Origin of the sequence: Streptomyces sp. CA-210063 (assembly GCF_024612015.1) — a bacterium.
Taxonomy (GTDB): Bacteria; Actinomycetota; Actinomycetes; order Streptomycetales; family Streptomycetaceae; genus Streptomyces.
Genome location: NZ_CP102512.1, coordinates 2,734,991 through 2,751,726 on the forward strand (window position 1 = coordinate 2,734,991; position 16,736 = coordinate 2,751,726).

General features: G+C 64.6%; 14 protein-coding genes and 1 pseudogene. 10 read left to right on the top strand and 5 right to left on the bottom strand.

Annotated elements, in window-relative coordinates; genetic code table 11:
* Positions 1-11 precede the first annotated feature (11 nt).
* From JIX56_RS11675 to JIX56_RS11700, 6 genes are all read left to right on the top strand, one after another.
* Positions 12-530 (top strand): hypothetical protein, encoded by a 519-nt coding sequence (locus tag JIX56_RS11675; RefSeq protein WP_257539917.1) that lies wholly within the window; start codon positions 12-14, stop codon positions 528-530.
* The gene (locus JIX56_RS11680; protein ID WP_257539919.1) at positions 530-2,059 is read left to right on the top strand and encodes a hypothetical protein; all 1,530 of its coding nucleotides are present in this window, start codon (positions 530-532) and stop codon (positions 2,057-2,059) included. Before JIX56_RS11675 ends, JIX56_RS11680 begins: the two co-directional genes overlap by 1 nt.
* A gap of 32 nt (positions 2,060-2,091) precedes the next feature.
* The gene (gene mycP / locus JIX56_RS11685; protein ID WP_443031802.1) at positions 2,092-3,489 is read left to right on the top strand and encodes a type VII secretion-associated serine protease mycosin; all 1,398 of its coding nucleotides are present in this window, start codon (positions 2,092-2,094) and stop codon (positions 3,487-3,489) included.
* 26 nt (positions 3,490-3,515) lie between these two features.
* Positions 3,516-3,938, top strand: coding sequence for a hypothetical protein (locus JIX56_RS11690; RefSeq protein WP_257539923.1), 423 nt, complete (start codon positions 3,516-3,518; stop codon positions 3,936-3,938).
* 1 nt (position 3,939) lies between these two features.
* Positions 3,940-6,129 carry a hypothetical protein gene (locus JIX56_RS11695; RefSeq protein WP_257539925.1) on the top strand — a complete coding sequence of 730 codons (2,190 nt, stop codon included), beginning with the start codon at positions 3,940-3,942 and terminating at the stop codon, positions 6,127-6,129.
* 964 nt (positions 6,130-7,093) lie between these two features.
* Positions 7,094-7,741: a hypothetical protein gene (locus tag JIX56_RS11700; RefSeq protein ID WP_257539927.1), complete on the top strand. Its 648-nt coding sequence runs from the start codon at positions 7,094-7,096 to the stop codon at positions 7,739-7,741.
* Between the two features lie 63 nt (positions 7,742-7,804).
* On the opposite strand, the gene JIX56_RS11705 is transcribed toward JIX56_RS11700, so the two are convergent.
* Complete coding sequence (locus JIX56_RS11705) at positions 7,805-8,116, bottom strand: WXG100 family type VII secretion target (protein ID WP_257539929.1); 312 nt, start codon at positions 8,114-8,116, stop codon at positions 7,805-7,807.
* 20 nt (positions 8,117-8,136) lie between these two features.
* On the bottom strand, positions 8,137-8,523 hold the full coding sequence (locus JIX56_RS11710; protein WP_257539930.1) for a WXG100 family type VII secretion target: 387 nt from the start codon (positions 8,521-8,523) through the stop codon (positions 8,137-8,139).
* 406 nt (positions 8,524-8,929) lie between these two features.
* Between JIX56_RS11710 and JIX56_RS11715 the strand changes: the two genes are divergently transcribed.
* Positions 8,930-9,250, top strand: coding sequence for a DUF397 domain-containing protein (locus JIX56_RS11715; protein ID WP_257539932.1), 321 nt, complete (start codon positions 8,930-8,932; stop codon positions 9,248-9,250).
* Positions 9,251-9,335: 85 nt separating this feature from the next.
* Here JIX56_RS11715 and JIX56_RS11720 read toward each other — a convergent pair whose 3' ends face one another.
* From JIX56_RS11720 to eccB, 3 genes are read right to left on the bottom strand one after another with little or no spacing between them, the layout of a single operon-like run.
* A complete protein-coding gene (locus JIX56_RS11720) occupies positions 9,336-10,838 on the bottom strand; it encodes a PQQ-like beta-propeller repeat protein (RefSeq protein ID WP_257539934.1) in 1,503 nt (500 codons plus the stop codon).
* A 2-nt stretch (positions 10,839-10,840) separates the two neighbouring features.
* Positions 10,841-12,091: a type VII secretion-associated serine protease mycosin gene (mycP, locus tag JIX56_RS11725; protein WP_257539935.1), complete on the bottom strand. Its 1,251-nt coding sequence runs from the start codon at positions 12,089-12,091 to the stop codon at positions 10,841-10,843.
* Positions 12,092-12,151: 60 nt separating this feature from the next.
* Complete coding sequence (gene eccB / locus JIX56_RS11730) at positions 12,152-13,690, bottom strand: type VII secretion protein EccB (RefSeq protein ID WP_257539937.1); 1,539 nt, start codon at positions 13,688-13,690, stop codon at positions 12,152-12,154.
* 176 nt (positions 13,691-13,866) lie between these two features.
* Here eccB and eccE point away from each other — a divergent pair, with 176 nt between their 5' ends.
* The 3 genes and pseudogenes from eccE to JIX56_RS47985 all read left to right on the top strand — a co-directional run.
* Complete coding sequence (eccE, locus tag JIX56_RS11735; protein WP_257539939.1) at positions 13,867-15,201, top strand: type VII secretion protein EccE; 1,335 nt, start codon at positions 13,867-13,869, stop codon at positions 15,199-15,201.
* Entirely contained in the window at positions 15,201-16,004 is an 804-nt protein-coding gene (locus JIX56_RS11740) for a hypothetical protein (RefSeq protein WP_443031803.1), read from the top strand. Before eccE ends, JIX56_RS11740 begins: the two co-directional genes overlap by 1 nt.
* 545 nt (positions 16,005-16,549) lie before the next feature.
* Positions 16,550-16,681, top strand: a pseudogene (locus JIX56_RS47985) (SCO5717 family growth-regulating ATPase); the annotation flags it as partial.
* Positions 16,682-16,736 lie beyond the last annotated feature (55 nt).

Sequence of the window (16,736 nt, forward strand, 5' to 3'; positions counted from 1 at the left end):
AGGCGGCTGACGTGAGTTCGGACGGGGGCGGCAACGGCGAACAGGGCGCGCCGGACACCGGCAAGTCCTTCGACAGCTTGTACGGCGTGAACCCTCAGATGGCGCTGGACATCCAGCACGACGCCATGAAGGACTTCAAGAAGCGCGTCGACAACCTGCTGATCGAGCTCGGCAAGTCCGAGGCCGCCCCTGACAAGGTCGGCCAGGACCGCCTCGCCCGCGCCCAGCTCGGCTCCGCCGACTTCAAGGAAGCGCAGTTCCTCTACGAGTCGTACGCCATCGTCCACGACGAGTTGGAGAAACTCTCGAAGGCGCTCAGCGCGCAGATCGAGGGAGTGGGGCTGGCTGTGCACGCGTCGCGCGTGGGCTTCGAGAACCTGGACGAGGACATTCGGGCACGGATGCGGCAGGTCAATGCGGAGGTCGACAAGTACTACGACGTCGACCGGGATCCGTATACCCGACGACAGGCCGACCAGCAGCAGGGCGAGCCGGTCGCGGAGGTCACCGACGCGGAGAAGGGCCTGTGATGAGCGAGCAGCCCAAGCGGAACCAACCCACGCCGCAGCACACCGACTTCGAGTCCATGACCCACGCCCAACTCGTGGCCATGCTCGAGTCCGCCAACGCCGAGGGCGCATACGACCTCGCCGCAAAGCTCTCCAAGGCCGCCTCGACGATCACCAAGATCGGCGACGACCTCATGACGTACGTCAAGGGCCTGGAGTGGCAGGGCGAGGCCGGCGACACCTTCCGTGAGTGGGGCGGGCAGACGGCGAGCGCCACGCTCCACCTCGGTGAGTACGCCGAGGTGGCATCCCGGTGGATGGGCATCGTGTCCCAGGCGATCGCGGAGGCGAAGGCGGTCATGCCGGACACCTCCGAGACCACCGCCGCGCAGGCGGACCTTCGGACCGCGCAGAAGTCCCTCTCGGCGGCCAAGGAGCCGGGCGCGCGCAACGACCCCGACGCCCGCAAGCTGGCCCAGACCGCGCAGTCCGACGCGACGGCTGCGCAGGGGCGGATCGATGCGGCTCGTTATGAGGCCGCTCAGCAGATGCGGAAGCTGGCGCAGACTTATCAGCAGTCGGCTGCGCAGGTTAATTCTGTGGAGCCGCCTACGTACTCGCCGCCAGGCAACCACCTGGGCGCAGGCTGGATTGACACCGACCAGCAGTACATCTCTGTCCCGTCACAAGGCACCTCAGCCTCGTTTGGTTCCCCTTCCACCTCTGCGGTGCCCGAACGCAGCCAAATGTCACGGACCGACAGCGGCCAGTCGTCCCTTCCTCCTCAGTCGGGTGAGCGCCGTATCGAACGCTCCGAGCCCATCGGAATGGACCTCGACGGCCTCGTCACACTTCCGGAGGCTTCGGGACCGAGCACTCCGGTTGCACCGGCACCCGGTGGACCTCCGTCACGCTCTGAATCGACGCCTCATATCCAACCGGGCATCGTTCCGCCATCTCTCAACGGTGGTGGGAGCGGGCAGAACGCGGTTACTGGACGTGGTCCATCAGCCACCCGTGTGCCGTTCCAGGCCGGGCAGGGAATCACCAATGGTCCTGCGGCACGTATGCCACGCGAGAGCGGAATCGTCGGGGGGCGTCCTGTCCCACCCTCCACCAGCCGAGCAGGCGGCATCCCGCGCGGAACCGTCATCGGCGGTGACCATGTGCAGGGCCGAACCCCCATGACCCGCGGAATCACACCCGGTGCCCCAGGTGGCGGAAACAGCACTGCGGGTCAGAACGGCATCGTAGGCGGCCGCCGCCTCGCCTCGGAAGCCGGAGGCCTTGTGGGCAACCGTCCGGTTCCGCCAGGTCGCGTTGGCACGCGTCCCTTCACACCGGGCGGGTCGGGCTTGGTGCATCAGCCCAATGCCACTGCTACACCTCGCAATTCGACCCCACGAGGTAACGGAGCAGCGTCACCTTCAGCAGTGCCTTCCGGCTCACAGCGAGATCAACGGTCAGGCCACCGACCGGACTACCTCACTGAGGACGAGGAAACCTGGGCGCGCAACAACCGGCGCTCTCTTCCGCCGGTCGTCGACTGACTTCACCCCATTTCCACACCTCAGGAAGGCATATGCGCACCCGTGGTAAGCGAACGCTGCAAGATGGCTCAGCAATATCAATGGCCCTCGGCCTGCTGTTGGTGGGAATTGCCGCGACGCCTGCCCATGCCGAATCGGTTCGGGATCGGCAGTGGCATCTCGACGCGATGCACGCCGAGGAGATGTGGAAGACCAGCACGGGTCGTGGGATCACGGTCGCCGTCATCGACTCAGGGGTCGACGCCTCGACAGCCGACCTCAAGGGTCAAGTGCTGTCAGGCAAGGACTACTCAGACCTTCCGGGTGATGAATACACGGACCGCGATCGTCACGGAACCGGCGTCGCAGCACTCATCGCGGCTACCGGAGCTCGCGGAGCTGCCAGTGGCTCATACGGCCTCGCGCCAGGAGCCAAGATTCTTCCCATCCGTATGCGCTACGGCACCGAGGACTACGGGAAGGTCGATATAGGAGCCGAGTACTCCAGGAAGCTGACGGAAGCGATCCGGTACGCGGCCGAATCAAAGGCGCAGATCATCAATATCTCCATGGGTCGGGCTGATTCGCCGGGCGCACAGAACGTCGGCACTCCGGCACTCGCCTCCGCCGTCAAGTACGCCCTGACCAAGGGAAAGCTGATCTTCGCTGGGGCTGGTAACAGCGGTGACACATCCAACTTCCTGCAGTATCCGGCAGCGACGCCCGGCGTCGTCGCTGTTGCCGCGATCGACAAAAACGTCGAGCGGAGCACCTTTTCCCAGTGGGGGCCACAGATCGATGTTGCCGCTCCGGGCGAAGAGATGGTCCACGCGTGCACTGGTGGCACACAGATCTGCAAGTCCGACGGAACGAGCGATGCCACCGCCATCGCCTCCGCATCCGCCGCCCTCATCTGGTCGAAGCACCCGACCTGGACGAACAACCAGGTCCTGCGTGTCCTGATCAACACGATGAAGGGCAACGAGAAGAGCTGGACTTGGAACAACGCCATCGGCTACGGCATTGTCCGTCCGCGTGTCGCTCTCATGAACCCCGGAGACCCAGGGCCAGCCGACGAGTACCCGTTGCCCGACCTCGCTGCTGCGGCTTCCGCTTCTCCATCCCCTGAGGCGTCCAAGTCCGTTAGCGGTTCGTCCGGCGATCAGCGGGAAAAGGCAGACGAGTCAGCCTCCGGCGCTTCCGCATCGAACGATGACGACACGCCCCTCTGGATCGCTTTGGGCATCGCAACCGCAGCTCTGCTGGGCACGTCGATCGCCATTCCCGTTGTCCGCGGCCGTCGTCGGCGCAGCGCGATTTCGACCGCTGCGCCGCTGCCACCCACGTACACGAACCCTCTCCATCAGCAGTATCCCCCCTTCGGCCCGCCGCAGGGGCATCCCGCTGGCTCGCCCCCTGAGGGAGGCGCCGGTACAGGACGACCTTCCTAACCAGTGACAGTACGGAGGGACCACCAATGTCGTTCGACGAAGCCTGGGGTCAAGCACGTAGCGCGGCTGCCGCTCGCCAAATCAGCAGAACACAGCTGAATCAGCTCGCCGCCAGCGGCGGCTCGGGCGGGCCAGAAGCTCAGTTGAACGTCGATGCCAGTCTTCTTGAGGACCGAGCCAAAAAAGCGGACACAGTGCGAACGAACTTTAAGGACGCCGACAACAAGGTGATGGGGGCTACCGAAAAGATTGACCTCAGCGGGTTCAAGTCCGATGGGGCCATCAGCACGTTCCAAAAGCGTTGGCGTTCACAGATGCACTACATGGACACCCTCCTAGAGACGGGGGTGGCCGGGAACCTGCGTATCTCCGCAGCCGAATTCAAGGCTGAGGAAGCGAAGCGGCTGGCCGAAACCAAGAAGTTGCAGGATCGCAAGGATAAGAGCTGATATGACTCTCACCTTTGAGCAGCTGCGCTCGGCAAATCTTTCAACCCTGTCTGAGGCCGTGGACAGTTGGCGCAATCTTCCTGGAAAATTCGACACAATCGCCCGCTCCTTTGGCACGACCGTTACGAAAGGCCTCCAGGATTCTGACTGGAAAGGCGAAACGGCAACCGAGGCCCTAGAGAAATTCTCTCACGTCGAGAGGCAAATGAAAGCAGCCGCCGACGAAGCCCACGATGTACACGAACTCCTTAAGAGCGCACTGGAAACCTTCCAAGCAGCTAAAGACGAACTGAAGGCAATAGAACGATACGTCCACGAGGACAAGAACCTCAAAATCACCAGTGAGGGTCACGTTTATTGCGATCCTCCAGAGGAACACAGGGATCAATCTGCGGCACTACAAAAGGCATATCTCGAGACTGTTCATGACTGCAACAACAGAATCAAAGCAGCTCTAACAGATGCGAGCAATGCGGATACTGCCCTCCATTGGGCACTCACCATGGACGCCAATGGCGACAAGAAGGGATTCAATACCACCACGTCCGGCAGCATCAAAGAGGCTCAGAAGGGACGCAAGGAAGCACTCAGAGAAGCTCACGACATGGCGGCACTTGCCCGAAAGGGAAATGATCTCAGTATCACCCAGGTTCAACGCATGACCAAAACATTCGCTAAGTATGAAGGTGACCCTCTCTTCAACGAAGAGTTCGCCACCACTCTCGGGTCGAAGGGAACCCTACAGTTCTGGGCCAATGTCACAGATTCGTACGCCGGAGCCAAGGGCTCCGAGCTTAATCACCTCAAGCAACTGCAAAACAACCTAAGCACAACCCTGGCAAACGCTTCACAATCCCACTCGCCAGAGATGGAGCGCTGGAAGAAGGAAATCATCGAAGCAGGAAACATGCGCATCGAGTCGGATCCCACAGCCCCGATGCAGGTACCTTCGCGCTCGCTCGGATTCCAGGTAATGAGCAGCCTGATGAGTCACGGAAATTATGACACCGATTTCCTTAATGACTACAGGAAAGAGTTGCTTAAGATGGATAAGGCAGGGGGGGCAATGCACACTGACAAGATTTGGGAGGGGAGCTATCTCAATTCAGATCTAGTTTTTGGCGATGGAAACGGACGGGATCCTTTGATTGGCTTCATGGGTGCACTGTCACATAATCCCGAAGCCGCAACGGACGCCTTTTCCTCCAAGTCTGACCTGAATCATTTGCTGGAGAGCAGTAAATATACGGATAGGGGAAACTCTCTGGGACATTCCCTTGAAGTCGCAGTTACCGGGCTAGCTCGCGGGGAAATCGCGGACAGGGAGATTCCCCACTCCAAGACGCAGGTAGAGATCATGAGCAACATTATGCATGCAGTTGCTCAGCCGAACGGCGGTGCCGAACTGGTGGACAGCGCCATCGGCGATAGTTTTGGCCGTATGGCGTCCGCCTATATGCCCGAGATTAGCCGAGCAATGGCCGGACCAGGAGCCGAGTCGGTCTTCGTTACGAACAGCGCGGCCCCGGAGGGGCTCGAACGAACGGACGTGACCCGTTTCCTGTACGAGGTTGCCCAAGACAAGGACGGCAATGCCGCGATCCGCTACGGCGAAGGAATTTATACAAGCAGCCTACTTGAAGCGCATATCGCAAATCCTTCTCTCTACGATGGCAGGTCAGAGAAAGTAATTGAGGACATTGCACAGAATGCCGGCATTATTCAAGGGGTTGTCGGGCGTTCAACTGCCGATTCAGGAATTCTCGATTCCCTCGAAGGAGAGAAGGAGTACAACGAGTCACTCAAGAAGCAGGGCGACTTTGTCAAGACCATCCTATCTACTGGTATAGGAGTCGGCGCAGTAGCTCTCGTTCCTACATCAGCAGTTGTCGGGGCTGCTGCTGGCGGCTTTTTCAGTGGAATCTCCGGCATGGCCGTGGACCGACTGTACGAGGGACGAGAGCTAGACGGTGCGCTGGATGAGGCACTTTATCGCACAGGTCAGGATCTAAATAAGACCCAGGATTCAGTGACTCAGCAGACTCAGTGGTCTGCCTTGGACGCAATCGCCGCCCATGATTCAGACCTGGCGGAGGGTTCCACCAAGAATTCCATCCGTGACGCAGTGAACAGAGGCTGGCTACAAAGCGACACCATTCTGGAAGAATCTCACCAGCGCCCGAGCGCCTGAGTTTATAGGATCGCGGTTATTGACCATGACGAAAAAAGTGAGAGCAGTAGCACTGGGCGGAGGGATCTGCCTTCTCGTTTCCGGATGCTTTTTCGGGTACCAGTATTTTTTCACTAAGGGTCTCGATCGCTTGCCGGCGGAAGTTTGCTCAGGTGCTGTTGAGCGAGCCACAGTGCTCAGCGCTCTCCCGAATGCCCGCGAGGCTCACGAGGGAGAGAGCCAGACCGCTCCCGGTGAGGACTTTCTATTCGCTTGCCGTGTCACAACCAGCAATGACTCCATTATTTCTGGCGAAAGTGAGGTAAGCGATGCCTCTGTCGCCAGTTGGACTCGCCATTTTGAGGGAAAAGGCGATGGCAAGGTGATGAAGGTATCGAGTGGTGACGTCCGAGCCCTCACAGTGTCCGGCCTCGCCAGCGTATACGTACCCTGCACCCCGCCTGACAAGGACCCAGCTGAAGCAGTCCAGTCATACGCACTCGTGACCCAGGCAAGAGTCATCGGAGATAGTCGCGTGAAGGGGGTCGCCTTGCGTCAGGCGTTGACCGACTTCTCCTTTCAGATGACGAAGCACGCATACAAGATTGGAAAATGCCAGGAAAAGGAAAGGCTCCCAGTAGAGATTCCCCCCATAAATCCCGCCTCCTAATATCACGATAATTATACTGATTCTTTTCGGGTACTGGCCCTGCCGTGCTTGAATTCCGTTGCAAGGCTCCGTATCTGAAGGAGAGGGCGCTACCTGTGCAGCAGATCAGCGCAGCATTCGCGCCTCACGTGGTGGCATTCGGCTTTGTCGGCACGTTGGTTTCGCAGAAGACTGTGCGCCGACGCCGAGACGTGAGAGATCGGCGAAGGCTCTCAGCCCTGCGGTCCTCCAAGAAGAGCTGACGAAGTACATCAAAGACAGTCGTTCACATGCCGGGAACGACCTTCACCCTGCCCGCTATGAAAAGGAAGACTGATGAAGTCCACTGCGAGAATCGTGGTGCTCACGGCCGCGCTCGTAGCAGCCATCAGCGCCTGCTCGGAAGAAGTCGATGACACGGCCGACAGCGGCGTCAAAGTTGAGGTTGTTTGCGGCTCTTTCGCCAAGGAATCGACTGTCGCCGCGGCGCTGAAAGAGGTCTCCGGCACCGACACCTTCACTCAGGAAGGATCGGAGCCCGACGACACGCTGACATCACTTCGGGAAGCCGATGGCAAAGTGGAAAGTGGCGAGGCCTTGGGATCGCCCTTCTGCAGGCTGCAGTCGTCAGCCGATGGGGAAGCAATCCTCTCGATCAACTTCCGAGAGGCACTGACCGTCGACAAAGCGGATACGGATGACGAGAAACATTTCACGTTCTACAAGACCGGGGAGTCGGCTCTCGCATCGGACCGTACGGCTTCTCTCTACTTCCGTTGCCAGATGGCAGACTCGGACAAGTCCGTCATCATCAATGGCAGCCTGGAGCGGGAGAACAACGTAGAGGTGCCCGAGAAGAAACTCTCCCAGGACCACATCGTTCTTCTGAACGCGGCGGCGCACAAGGTTTCGGCTGAGCTCGGCTGCAAGGACCCAGGGCTCACCTCTGGATCTCCCACGGCAACTTCGGGGCACTACGCCTGAGAAAGCCATCCACTGCGAAACAAGGGGAGGCGACAGCTTGTGTCGCCTCCCCTTGTTTCATGTTCAGCCCATCAACATGCGGATGCGCTTCGCGCCGTCCAGGTCTGTGCCCTGGTAGCCGACGACCGACCTGTCCAGGAGGTCGGCGATGAAGCGGAGCTTTTCGGTCATCTGCTGCATCTCGGTGGTGTTCTTGCGCTGGATGTCTCCGTACGCGGTCTTCGCCTCTCCCTCCCAGGTCTCGGCGACGCGCTTCACCTCTTGCATGAGGGCCTCGAGTTCCTGGGTGAGGTCCGTGGCGGTTTTGCGGACGTCGCTCGCGGCCTGGGTCACCGTGGCGTAGTTGATCGCTGTGCGGTCGTAGCTGGTGCTCATCGTGGGTACTCCTCCGTGGCTCAGGCGAGGCTGGTGATGCGGTCGGTGGTGTACGTCTGGCCCCTCATGCCGGCGTCGGCCTGGGCCTGGGACTCCGAGGAGTTGTCCACCTTCCGGATCTCCGCGATGCGCTCCTGCTCGTGCTCGTCGAACCCGTTCACGGCCATACGCATGACGTCTTCCAGGTCGACGAGGTTGTCCTGGAGCTTCTTGAGGTGGATGTTCACCTCTCGCTGCACCCTGTCGTACTCCTGGCTCGCCGCGCCCTGCCAGCCGCCCTGGATCATGTCCACCACGGTGTTGAGGGACGTCACGCGACGGCTCACCTCGACGTGGAAGTTCTGGATCTTGTTGGCCAGAGCGATGAGTTGGTCGTTCTCGCGTTTCTGGTCCGCGGTCCCGCTCACAGGTCCTCCACCCTCCTCTTGATGTGACGGCGGGTCGACCGCCGTGACGCGTCCATCCAGGCCGAACGCCCAGATGGTCCAGGCGGGCAGGAATCACCGCGGTCGCCGCGTGCCGCGCGGCCACAGCGTTACGCCGCCCCCGTGCCGTATCACCCACGTGATACCGCATACCACTCTAGTCACTTGACGTGACGCTTCCAACTGCAAAGTTGTAACGGGGCAGTTCAGGGGTTTGGCAAGTATGGGGACAAGTGCGTCATGGCGAGCACGGGTCGGTCGACGGACTGTGAGGTGATGATCGCGCGGCGTGATGATGTGCTGTTCCGTCTGTCGCGCCCCGGTCGCCTTCCTCCCAAGTACTGTGAGCCCGTAGCTCGTTCATACGTCGGGAAGGGACCGCGCCGTCATGGCCGATGGGCTGGACAAGGATGTCGAGAAGGCACTCAAGGAACGCAAAGAGCGTGAGAAGGACGAGTTGTACGCGCTCGACATCTCGGGGGTCGAGTGGCAGAGCGCGCCGGGGACTGAGGAGCATGAGGAGCGGGTCGAGATCGCGTATCTGCCGGAGGGGGCAGTGGCCATGAGGTCGTCGCTCGATCCGGACACCGTGCTGCGGTACACCGAGGCCGAATGGCGGGCCTTCGTGCTCGGAGCGCGGGACGGGGAGTTCGATCTGGAGCCGGCGCCTCACAATGGTGGGCTCGATCGAGGGGCCGACGCCCCGTAGTGAGTGCGGTGCGGTGACCGCGGTGCGGTCATGACCGTATGTCTCGGGGTCCGGCGTCGGTCTCGCCCGGCCCCGAGCGCTCACCTCATGTGCCGGGTCGCACGCTCTCGATGCCCAGCACCAGCCACACCCAGTTCTTCTGCTGGCCGTTGTCCGGGCCCGTCGCCGCCCTGGCGCCGAAGAAGAGGCGGCCGTTCTGGACGCGGAGGTCGACCAGTTTCGGGGTCGACAGGATCGTCGCTTCGATGGGGAGGCCGAAGTAGTAGTAGGGCGTTTCCTTGCCGGTTCGCGGGTCGATGCTGACGAGGCCGTAGGGCCTGATGTTGTCGGTGCTCTCCCGGTAAGCGAGAAGTTGGTCACCGCTCATGCGCAGGGGATGCAGGAGTTGGTTGGGGCCCGACTCGAACTTCTTCGTCGTTCTTCCCGTGCTGACGTCGAAGCCGATGATCCAGTTGGAGTTCGCCTCCGCGGTCTGGTCCGGGTCCTCCCTGCTCTCCAGGAAGACCTGACCGTCTCCGACCACCACTGACGGGCAGTCGTCGATCGTGTTGTAGTTCGTCTGGCTGTCGCAGTCAGCGACATAGGTGCCGTTTCCGAGGCGGATCGTGGCGCGGTACTCACCGTTCTCGTCGAGTGTGATCAGGTCGCTGATGTTGACGTCGCCCGCCGCGGTGGCGAGGACAGCCGGTTCGCTGGACATCAGGTAGACGTCCCGGACGCCCTTGGCGACGTCGTACGTCCATTCCGCCTTGCCGGTGCGCGGGGCGACCTTACGGACCCGGAACGTGTCGTCGAGGGTCTTCTTGACGAAGCAGGTATCGCGGACCAGCAAAGCCTTTCCGCCGGCGCTGCCCGTGTCCCTACAGCCGTCGGTGCGCCGCTTCTTCCAGAGTTCCTTGCCTGAAGCCATGTCGTATGCGCTTGATCCCTTGCCCCACGTCACGGCCACTGTGCCGCGGGTCATGGTGACGCTGGGCAGAGTCTCGGAGGAGCGCCGTACACCACTCGGGGGGAGAGCGGTCTGCCAGAGCTTCCTGCCCGTGTCGAGGTCGACGAACGCCACGTGGTCGCAGAGCGCTTCCTCCCCGGTGTCCGCCCTGTAGAGCACCGCTGTACGGCCGTCGGCGGTCACGTGGTGCGTCGTGCCGCAGATCGGACCGTCCAGCCGGACGCGCCAGGTCTCGTCGCCCGGGGCCACGTCCTTGCCGATCTCGAAGCCCACGAGCGTGCGGTTGATGCCCTTGGCGAGGATCTTGTCCGTGGCCCACAGGCCAGGCATCTCGGTGTTCTCGCCCGGGCCCACGTCGTCGCTGGAGAAACGGAACGCCATCCGTCCGCCAGTGCTCCGAGGGCGTTTTTCGACCGTTTCCCGGACGTCGTCCGGGTGCTGGGCGACAGCGGCCGACGTGGCTCCGGCGGGGGCGGGATCGTCGTCGGTGGCGTACGTCAGGAGCCCGACGCCCGCGCCCAGCGCGGCGACCACGGCCGCCGCCACGGCCCCGAGCAGCCTCGTACGACGGCGTCTGCGTGCTGTGTCCGCCGCCTTGGCGGATGCGGTGAACGGTGAAGGCGGTGGTCCGAAGCTCACGCTCAGGCGTCCTTCCTGCGGCGGCGCAGGTCCCGCAGGACGACGGCCGTGCCGGCGATGACCGTGACCAGGGCCGCGGTGAGGCCGAGGGTGTACGTGGCATAGCGCTCGTCGCGTTCCTGCGGCGTTTCGGCGAGGGAGAAGCGGGCGGTGTCGGGGGCCGGGGCCTTGGACACGCCCGGGTCGGGAGTGGGTGAGGAGGGCGGGTCGGTGAGGTCGGACTCCTGGACCGCGCGGACCGGGTCGACGACGCCCCAGCCGACGAACTTGTCGTGGCCGTTGACGGAGCGTTCGGCGGTCTGCTCGATCTGGGTCACGATCTGGGCGGTCGACCAGTCTTTGTGCTTCTCCCTGAGGAGTGCGGCGACGCCTGCGACGAACGGGGCGGAGAAACTCGTTCCGTTGTCGGTGCACTGGCCGCCGTCCGGGACCGTGGAGACGATGTCGACGCCGGGGGCCGCCACCCCCACGAACTCGCCCGCCTGGGAGAAGGACGCTCGTTCGTTGTTCCGGTCTGAGGAGGCCACGGCGAGGACGCCCTGGAAGGCTGCCGGGTAGGTGTTCTTGGCCTTGCCGTCCAGGCCGTCGTTGCCCGCGGAGGCGACCACGACGACGTCCCTGGCGAGGGCCTCGCGGACCGCCGTGGCGAGCTTGGAGGTGTTCGACAGGGGCTTTGTCGTGTCCTGGGAGATGTTGATGACGTCGGCGCCCTGGGAGACCGCGTATGTGATCGCCTCCGCCATGGAGTCCGAGTCGCCGCTGTTGTCGGCGTCGTTCTGACGGATGGGGATGATCGTGGCGTTGGGCGCGAGGCCCACGAAACCCGTGCCGTCGAGCGGCCGGGCCGCGATGATGCCCGCGACCTTGGTGCCGTGGCCCACCTGGTCATTCGTGGGATCGGCGTCCTTGCCCTTGCTCAGGAAGTCCCGCCCGGCCGCCTTGTCGACCGCCGTTTTCAACTGCGGGTTCTTGTCGTCAACGCCGGTGTCGATGACCGCCACCCGAATGCCCTTGCCCTTGTCGGTCCCCTGCCAGAGCTCGTCGAGGAGTACTCGTTGCAGCGCCCAGGGGGTGCCCTTGATCTGCTTGGCCGGAAAGGTGCACTCGCCACTGCCGTCGAGTCGCACGCGCGCGTGGCCGCGATCGAGCCCCACGCGCGTGTGGCCGTCGGGTGCGGCCACGGCCGGTGGGGCCGTGGCCAGCATCGTCAGGAACGCGGCCGCGGCCGACAGGGTTGTCTTCTTGGGCGACACCTCTACGTCGCTCCCGTCCTTCTCCGTGAGATTCCGTGTGCTGAGGCCGTCGTGTTCGTCCTACGAACCCTGCGGCTGCCGGGCGCTGTTGGTGTCGAGGCGGGGCCCCTTCGCCAGGAACTCCGACCAGACCAGCGGGACCTTCGCCGGCCGGACGTTCTCGTAGCCGAGCTTCACCTGGGCCTCGCTCGGCTCCGGTGTCCCGTCCGACGTCTTCTGCTTGCCGTCCGTGCCGACGCCGGACTGTTCGCTGTCGCTGTCGCCGTTCGCCTGGACGGCGTACCGCAGGCCGGTGTCCGTCACGAGGAAGAGTGATCCCGAGTCAGTGTCGGTGCCCTGGATCTGTGTGTAGAGCAGGCCCGTTCCGGGGGTGACGTACGTGCTCGTGCCGCCTGCGGCGATCTCGGCGGGGTACTCGGTGCCCGCCCAGGTGCTGAGTGTCGTGTCGTTGCCGTCGTCCACGTCACGCAGGACGCTGCACACGGTGTTGCGGCCCGACTCCAGGGAGGCGGAGTTGACCATGGAGGCGCGCTGCGACGGCCAGTTCGCCGGCTGGCCGTCGAAGGGGCTGCTGTCGGCGGTGAAGTCCTGGAGGCCTACTTTGGCGGCCTCACCGTTCATGTTGAGGACAGCGGTCCGGGGCGAGTTGATCAGCAGCCAAGCGGTGAACTCACTGATGGGCTTCACTTCGCCCGGCAGTACGACGTAGTACCTCTCGCCTTCGCCCGTCTCCGTTTCCAGCACCATGCCGACTTTGTTCTCGTCGTCCGAGAGCTGGCCCTGGACTCCGGCCGGAGAGCCGACGTTGGAGGGGAGTTCGGGAAAGGCGACCGGGTCGCCCTTGTGCAGGGTGTCGATCCACTCCTTCGTGACGAGCTGCGGCTGCTTGGAGCCCACCAGCGCGTCCGTCAGTTTCCGGTTGTCCTCGTCCGTCGCCTCACCCGGGACGGGATACGCCTTGCCCGAAGCGTCCACCAGATAGCGATCCCCGGCGCGCGTCTTGACGTACAGCACCTCGCCGCCGGTGAGGCGGCCGGAGCCGTCCGTCTTCTCGGCGTCCCGGTCGGCGAGGACGAACGTCGCCTCCTGGACCGTGCTGCCCTTACCGCCGGGCTGCTCGCACACCGCCCACCGCTTGGCCTTGCCCGCCTCGTCGGACGTCGGCAGCCGGTCCGGTGCGTAGGGGATGCCGAGGATCGGACCGCGGGGCGGCTTGCCCGCGTCGAGGATCTTGTCGCTGATCTGGACGACCTGGTAGTCGGCACCGTTCATGAGCAGACGGGCGGAGGCGAGGTTGAGGACGGGGTGCAGGCGAGTGGTGCCGTCCGTCTTCAGGACGACGTAACGCGTCGTCGACTGCTTGCCCACGATGACCCGGGTGCCCGGCTGGTTCCAGTCCTTGGGCGCGGTGGGCTGGAACATGCCCCAGGCGCCGAAGACACCCAGGACGAGGGCGCCTGCGATCAGGCTCGGCACGACGGCCCGCAGCGGCTTCGGGGCGCCTTCCTCCGAGCCCCAGGGGGACGGCTGGAGAAAGGCCGCGAGGGTGCGTCGCTTCGCGAACGTGTAGGCGTTGAGTTCGTCCCGCCGTGATGCCATGAGTGCCTGTTTCTCCCCGTACCGCGCCCGGGGGCGACGTCCCACGCCCTCCGTTGTCAGATCGGCCCCCTACTATGCCTGTTGAGCCTTGGCGCGTGTGGGGCGGGTAGGGTGCGTTCCGCATCGGGACCGGTGTCGAGTGGGTCGTTTCAGGTGACTACGGGGGGTTTGCAGCAATGGCTTCCGCAAGCCGGACGCGATCACGGTCGCGTACAGAGGCGGTCGACCCGCGTTCCGCTCCCGCGCCCACCCCTGCGTCCACGCTCTCGGTGACGACGCCCGCTCCCGGTTCGGCCACGCTTCACCTCAAAGGGGGCTCCGGGAGCTTCGGGGCGTTCCGGTTGCAGCAGGTACTTCTTGTCGAGGCGGCTGCCGCCGTACTGCTCGCCGGCTGGGCCCTCCACCCTCTCGCCCTCATCCCCACGGCCGTCGTCTCCGTCGTGCTCGTTCTGCTCGCCGTCGTACGCCGTCGCGGGCGTTCCCTCCCCGAATGGCTGGCCACGGCACGGGCGCTGAAGGCACGGCAGCGGAAGGCGGCCGGTGCGGTGATACCGCCCGGGACGGAACCGGGGCTGGCGCCGGCAGTGGAGTGCGACCCGAGTCTGCGGACCTACGCGTACGGCGGGAGGGACCGGCGCGCCGTCGGGGTCATCGGGGACGGGACGTTCGTCACCGCCGTACTGCAGGTCGAGGCGGACGCCACCGCGCTGCGGGCGGAGCGGAGTCGGCGTCCGTTGCCGTTGGGCCTGGTGCGGGACGCGCTGGAGGTGGACGGGATTCGGCTGGAGGGCGCTCAGATCGTGCTGCACACACAGCCGGCGCCAGCCATCCAGCTGCCTCAGCAGTCGGTGGCCGTCAGCAACTACGCGCCCTTGCAGGCCCAGACAGGGGCGCCGGCGGTTCGGATCACCTGGATCGCGTTGAAGCTCGACCCCGAGTTGTGCCCGGAGGCCGTGGCCGCGCGTGGCGGTGGGCTTTTGGGGGCGCAGAAGTGTGTGGTGCGGGTCGCGGACCATCTGGCCAGTCGGCTGACCGGGGCCGGGTTCCGGACGACCGTGCTCAACGAGGAGGAGTTGGTCGCCGCTGTCGCCACCTCCGCCTGCGCCAATCCTTTGGTGACAGCCGAGGCAGGGCGTACGGACACTCCGCAGCGGCGGACCGAGGAGTCCGGGCGCAGTTGGCGGTGCGACAACCGTCGGCACACGACCTACTGGGTGCGGCGGTGGCCGCAGTTGGGCGGCTCGGGGCCGTCGCTGCCGCAGCTCGTCGGGCTGCTCACGGCCGTGCCCGCGCTCGCCACGACGTTCAGTCTGACCTTGGCGCACGGAGAGCGGCAGGAGATCGCGGTCACCGGCCATCTCCGGGTGACGGGGCGCAGCGACGACGAACTCGTCGCGGCCCGACGGGGATTGGAACACGCGGCCCGGCAGGCCGGGACCGGGCTCGCGCGGCTCGACCGTGAGCAGTTGCCGGGTGTCCTCGCCACGCTGCCTCTCGGGGGTGTTCGGTGATGGCCATGACCGGTACGGGTCCGTATGCACCCGGTTCCGGCACCGGCGGCAACCCCGGTCCCGGTGTCGCGGAGCCCTCCGTCGGTGAACGGGTACGTGAGCGGTTGCGCTCCGGGTTCGGGCTCATCGGGCCCCGGCACGGGCGGCACGCATTGCCAGTCGAACAGTTCGACTCGCTCGCGCTGCCCATCGGGGACGACGGCGTCGTCATAGGGGTCGACGCCGAGGGGCAGCCCGCCGTCCTCGGGATCAATCGGCCCACGCCGTACGACGTCGTCCTCATCGGTGGGCTGTGGACCGCCCAGGTCCTCGCCCTGCGCGCGGCGGCCACGGGAGCGCGGGTCGCCGTGGAGACCGGGCGGGCGCAGGCCTGGATGCAGATGGTGCACGCCATGGGCGGCGGGCAGAACGGCATGGCCGTGTACGACGTGGGGCGGGTGCCGCCGCAGGGCGCGTCGGCCGGCGGTCCTGTGGTCGTCGTGCGTGACTGCGGTATGCGGCCGCCGCGCGGGCGGGTCGTCTCCGGTCCCTGGCAGTCCGTGCTGACACTGCTGCCGTACCTCAGTCCGGTGGCTCCCCGGCTCATCCGTCAGGCCCGGCTCGTCGGTGTGCAGCGGGTCTCCCCCGACGAGGCGGCGGAGTTGGGGCGCACGATGGCGCTGCCCCGGGCGGACGTCGACTCGTTGCCCACGCTCGCCGACGGAGTCTCCCTGTGGTGCGCCGATCGCGATCGGCAGTACGTGATGACCCAGCCGACCGATGCCGAGATCGGGTTGCTGGGTACGCCTCGACGGATGGACTGAGGCGGACAGAAGGGCCGTTCAGGAGTACTGCAGGCGTACCGGTGGCCGCTGGAGACTGTGAGGGCCGCTTGGGACTGGTCGGGGATCGCTCAAGAGCGGTTGGGAGCGTTGTCCGGCTGCCACGGGGTCGGCGGACGCGGGCGCGGTTGTCGTTCCGGTCCGGTAACCGTTCGGTCCCGATAACTGTCCGGGGCCGGGGAGCGTCCGGTCTCGGTGAATGGCCGGTCCTGGAGGCCGTTCCGGTGGTTGTCGTGGACGCGTTGCCGGTCATCGTGCCGTGTTGGTTCGGGCTCCCTCCCTTTCGACTTGTTCACCGGTAATGACCGGTTTGATCGGACTCGTTGGGGATATCGGCACCATCTCCGGGCAGGGTGTGACGGAGCGGGCGGGCGCGGAGGGGTGGACGGGCCTGCCGTCGTTGCGCTTGTGGTGATTAGGCTGGGACCGGGGGCGCACATCACGACGTCACGACGACATGGCTCGAACGACCAGAACGGTCGGCCCCGGCACGACTTTGAGGGTGCTCGACCACACCAGGAGGAATTGTGAACAGCGATCGGGACGGGATCCGCGGGGGCTGGGCCACACCCGGCGATGACCAGTCCGACGCGGAGTCCGCCATCGAGACGACGGGCGAGTTCACCATCGACTACGCGCCGCCTGCCTGGTACACGCAGAACGCGTCATCGGGAGGGGCCGGTTCGGAATCGGGTACGGGTGCTGATCCGGGCG

Excerpts from the sequence above, each read along its gene's own strand:
- JIX56_RS11680 (WP_257539919.1), top strand. The coding sequence starts at position 530 with ATGAGCGAGCAGCCCAAGCGGAACCAACCCACGCCGCAGCACACCGAC.
- mycP (WP_443031802.1), top strand. The coding sequence starts at position 2,092 with ATGCGCACCCGTGGTAAGCGAACGCTGCAAGATGGCTCAGCAATATCA.
- JIX56_RS11690 (WP_257539923.1), top strand. The coding sequence starts at position 3,516 with ATGTCGTTCGACGAAGCCTGGGGTCAAGCACGTAGCGCGGCTGCCGCT.
- JIX56_RS11695 (WP_257539925.1), top strand. The coding sequence starts at position 3,940 with ATGACTCTCACCTTTGAGCAGCTGCGCTCGGCAAATCTTTCAACCCTG.
- JIX56_RS11700 (WP_257539927.1), top strand. The coding sequence starts at position 7,094 with ATGAAGTCCACTGCGAGAATCGTGGTGCTCACGGCCGCGCTCGTAGCA.
- JIX56_RS11705 (WP_257539929.1), bottom strand. The coding sequence starts at position 8,116 with ATGAGCACCAGCTACGACCGCACAGCGATCAACTACGCCACGGTGACC.
- JIX56_RS11715 (WP_257539932.1), top strand. The coding sequence starts at position 8,930 with ATGGCCGATGGGCTGGACAAGGATGTCGAGAAGGCACTCAAGGAACGC.
- eccB (WP_257539937.1), bottom strand. The coding sequence starts at position 13,690 with ATGGCATCACGGCGGGACGAACTCAACGCCTACACGTTCGCGAAGCGA.
- eccE (WP_257539939.1), top strand. The coding sequence starts at position 13,867 with ATGGCTTCCGCAAGCCGGACGCGATCACGGTCGCGTACAGAGGCGGTC.
- JIX56_RS11740 (WP_443031803.1), top strand. The coding sequence starts at position 15,201 with ATGGCCATGACCGGTACGGGTCCGTATGCACCCGGTTCCGGCACCGGC.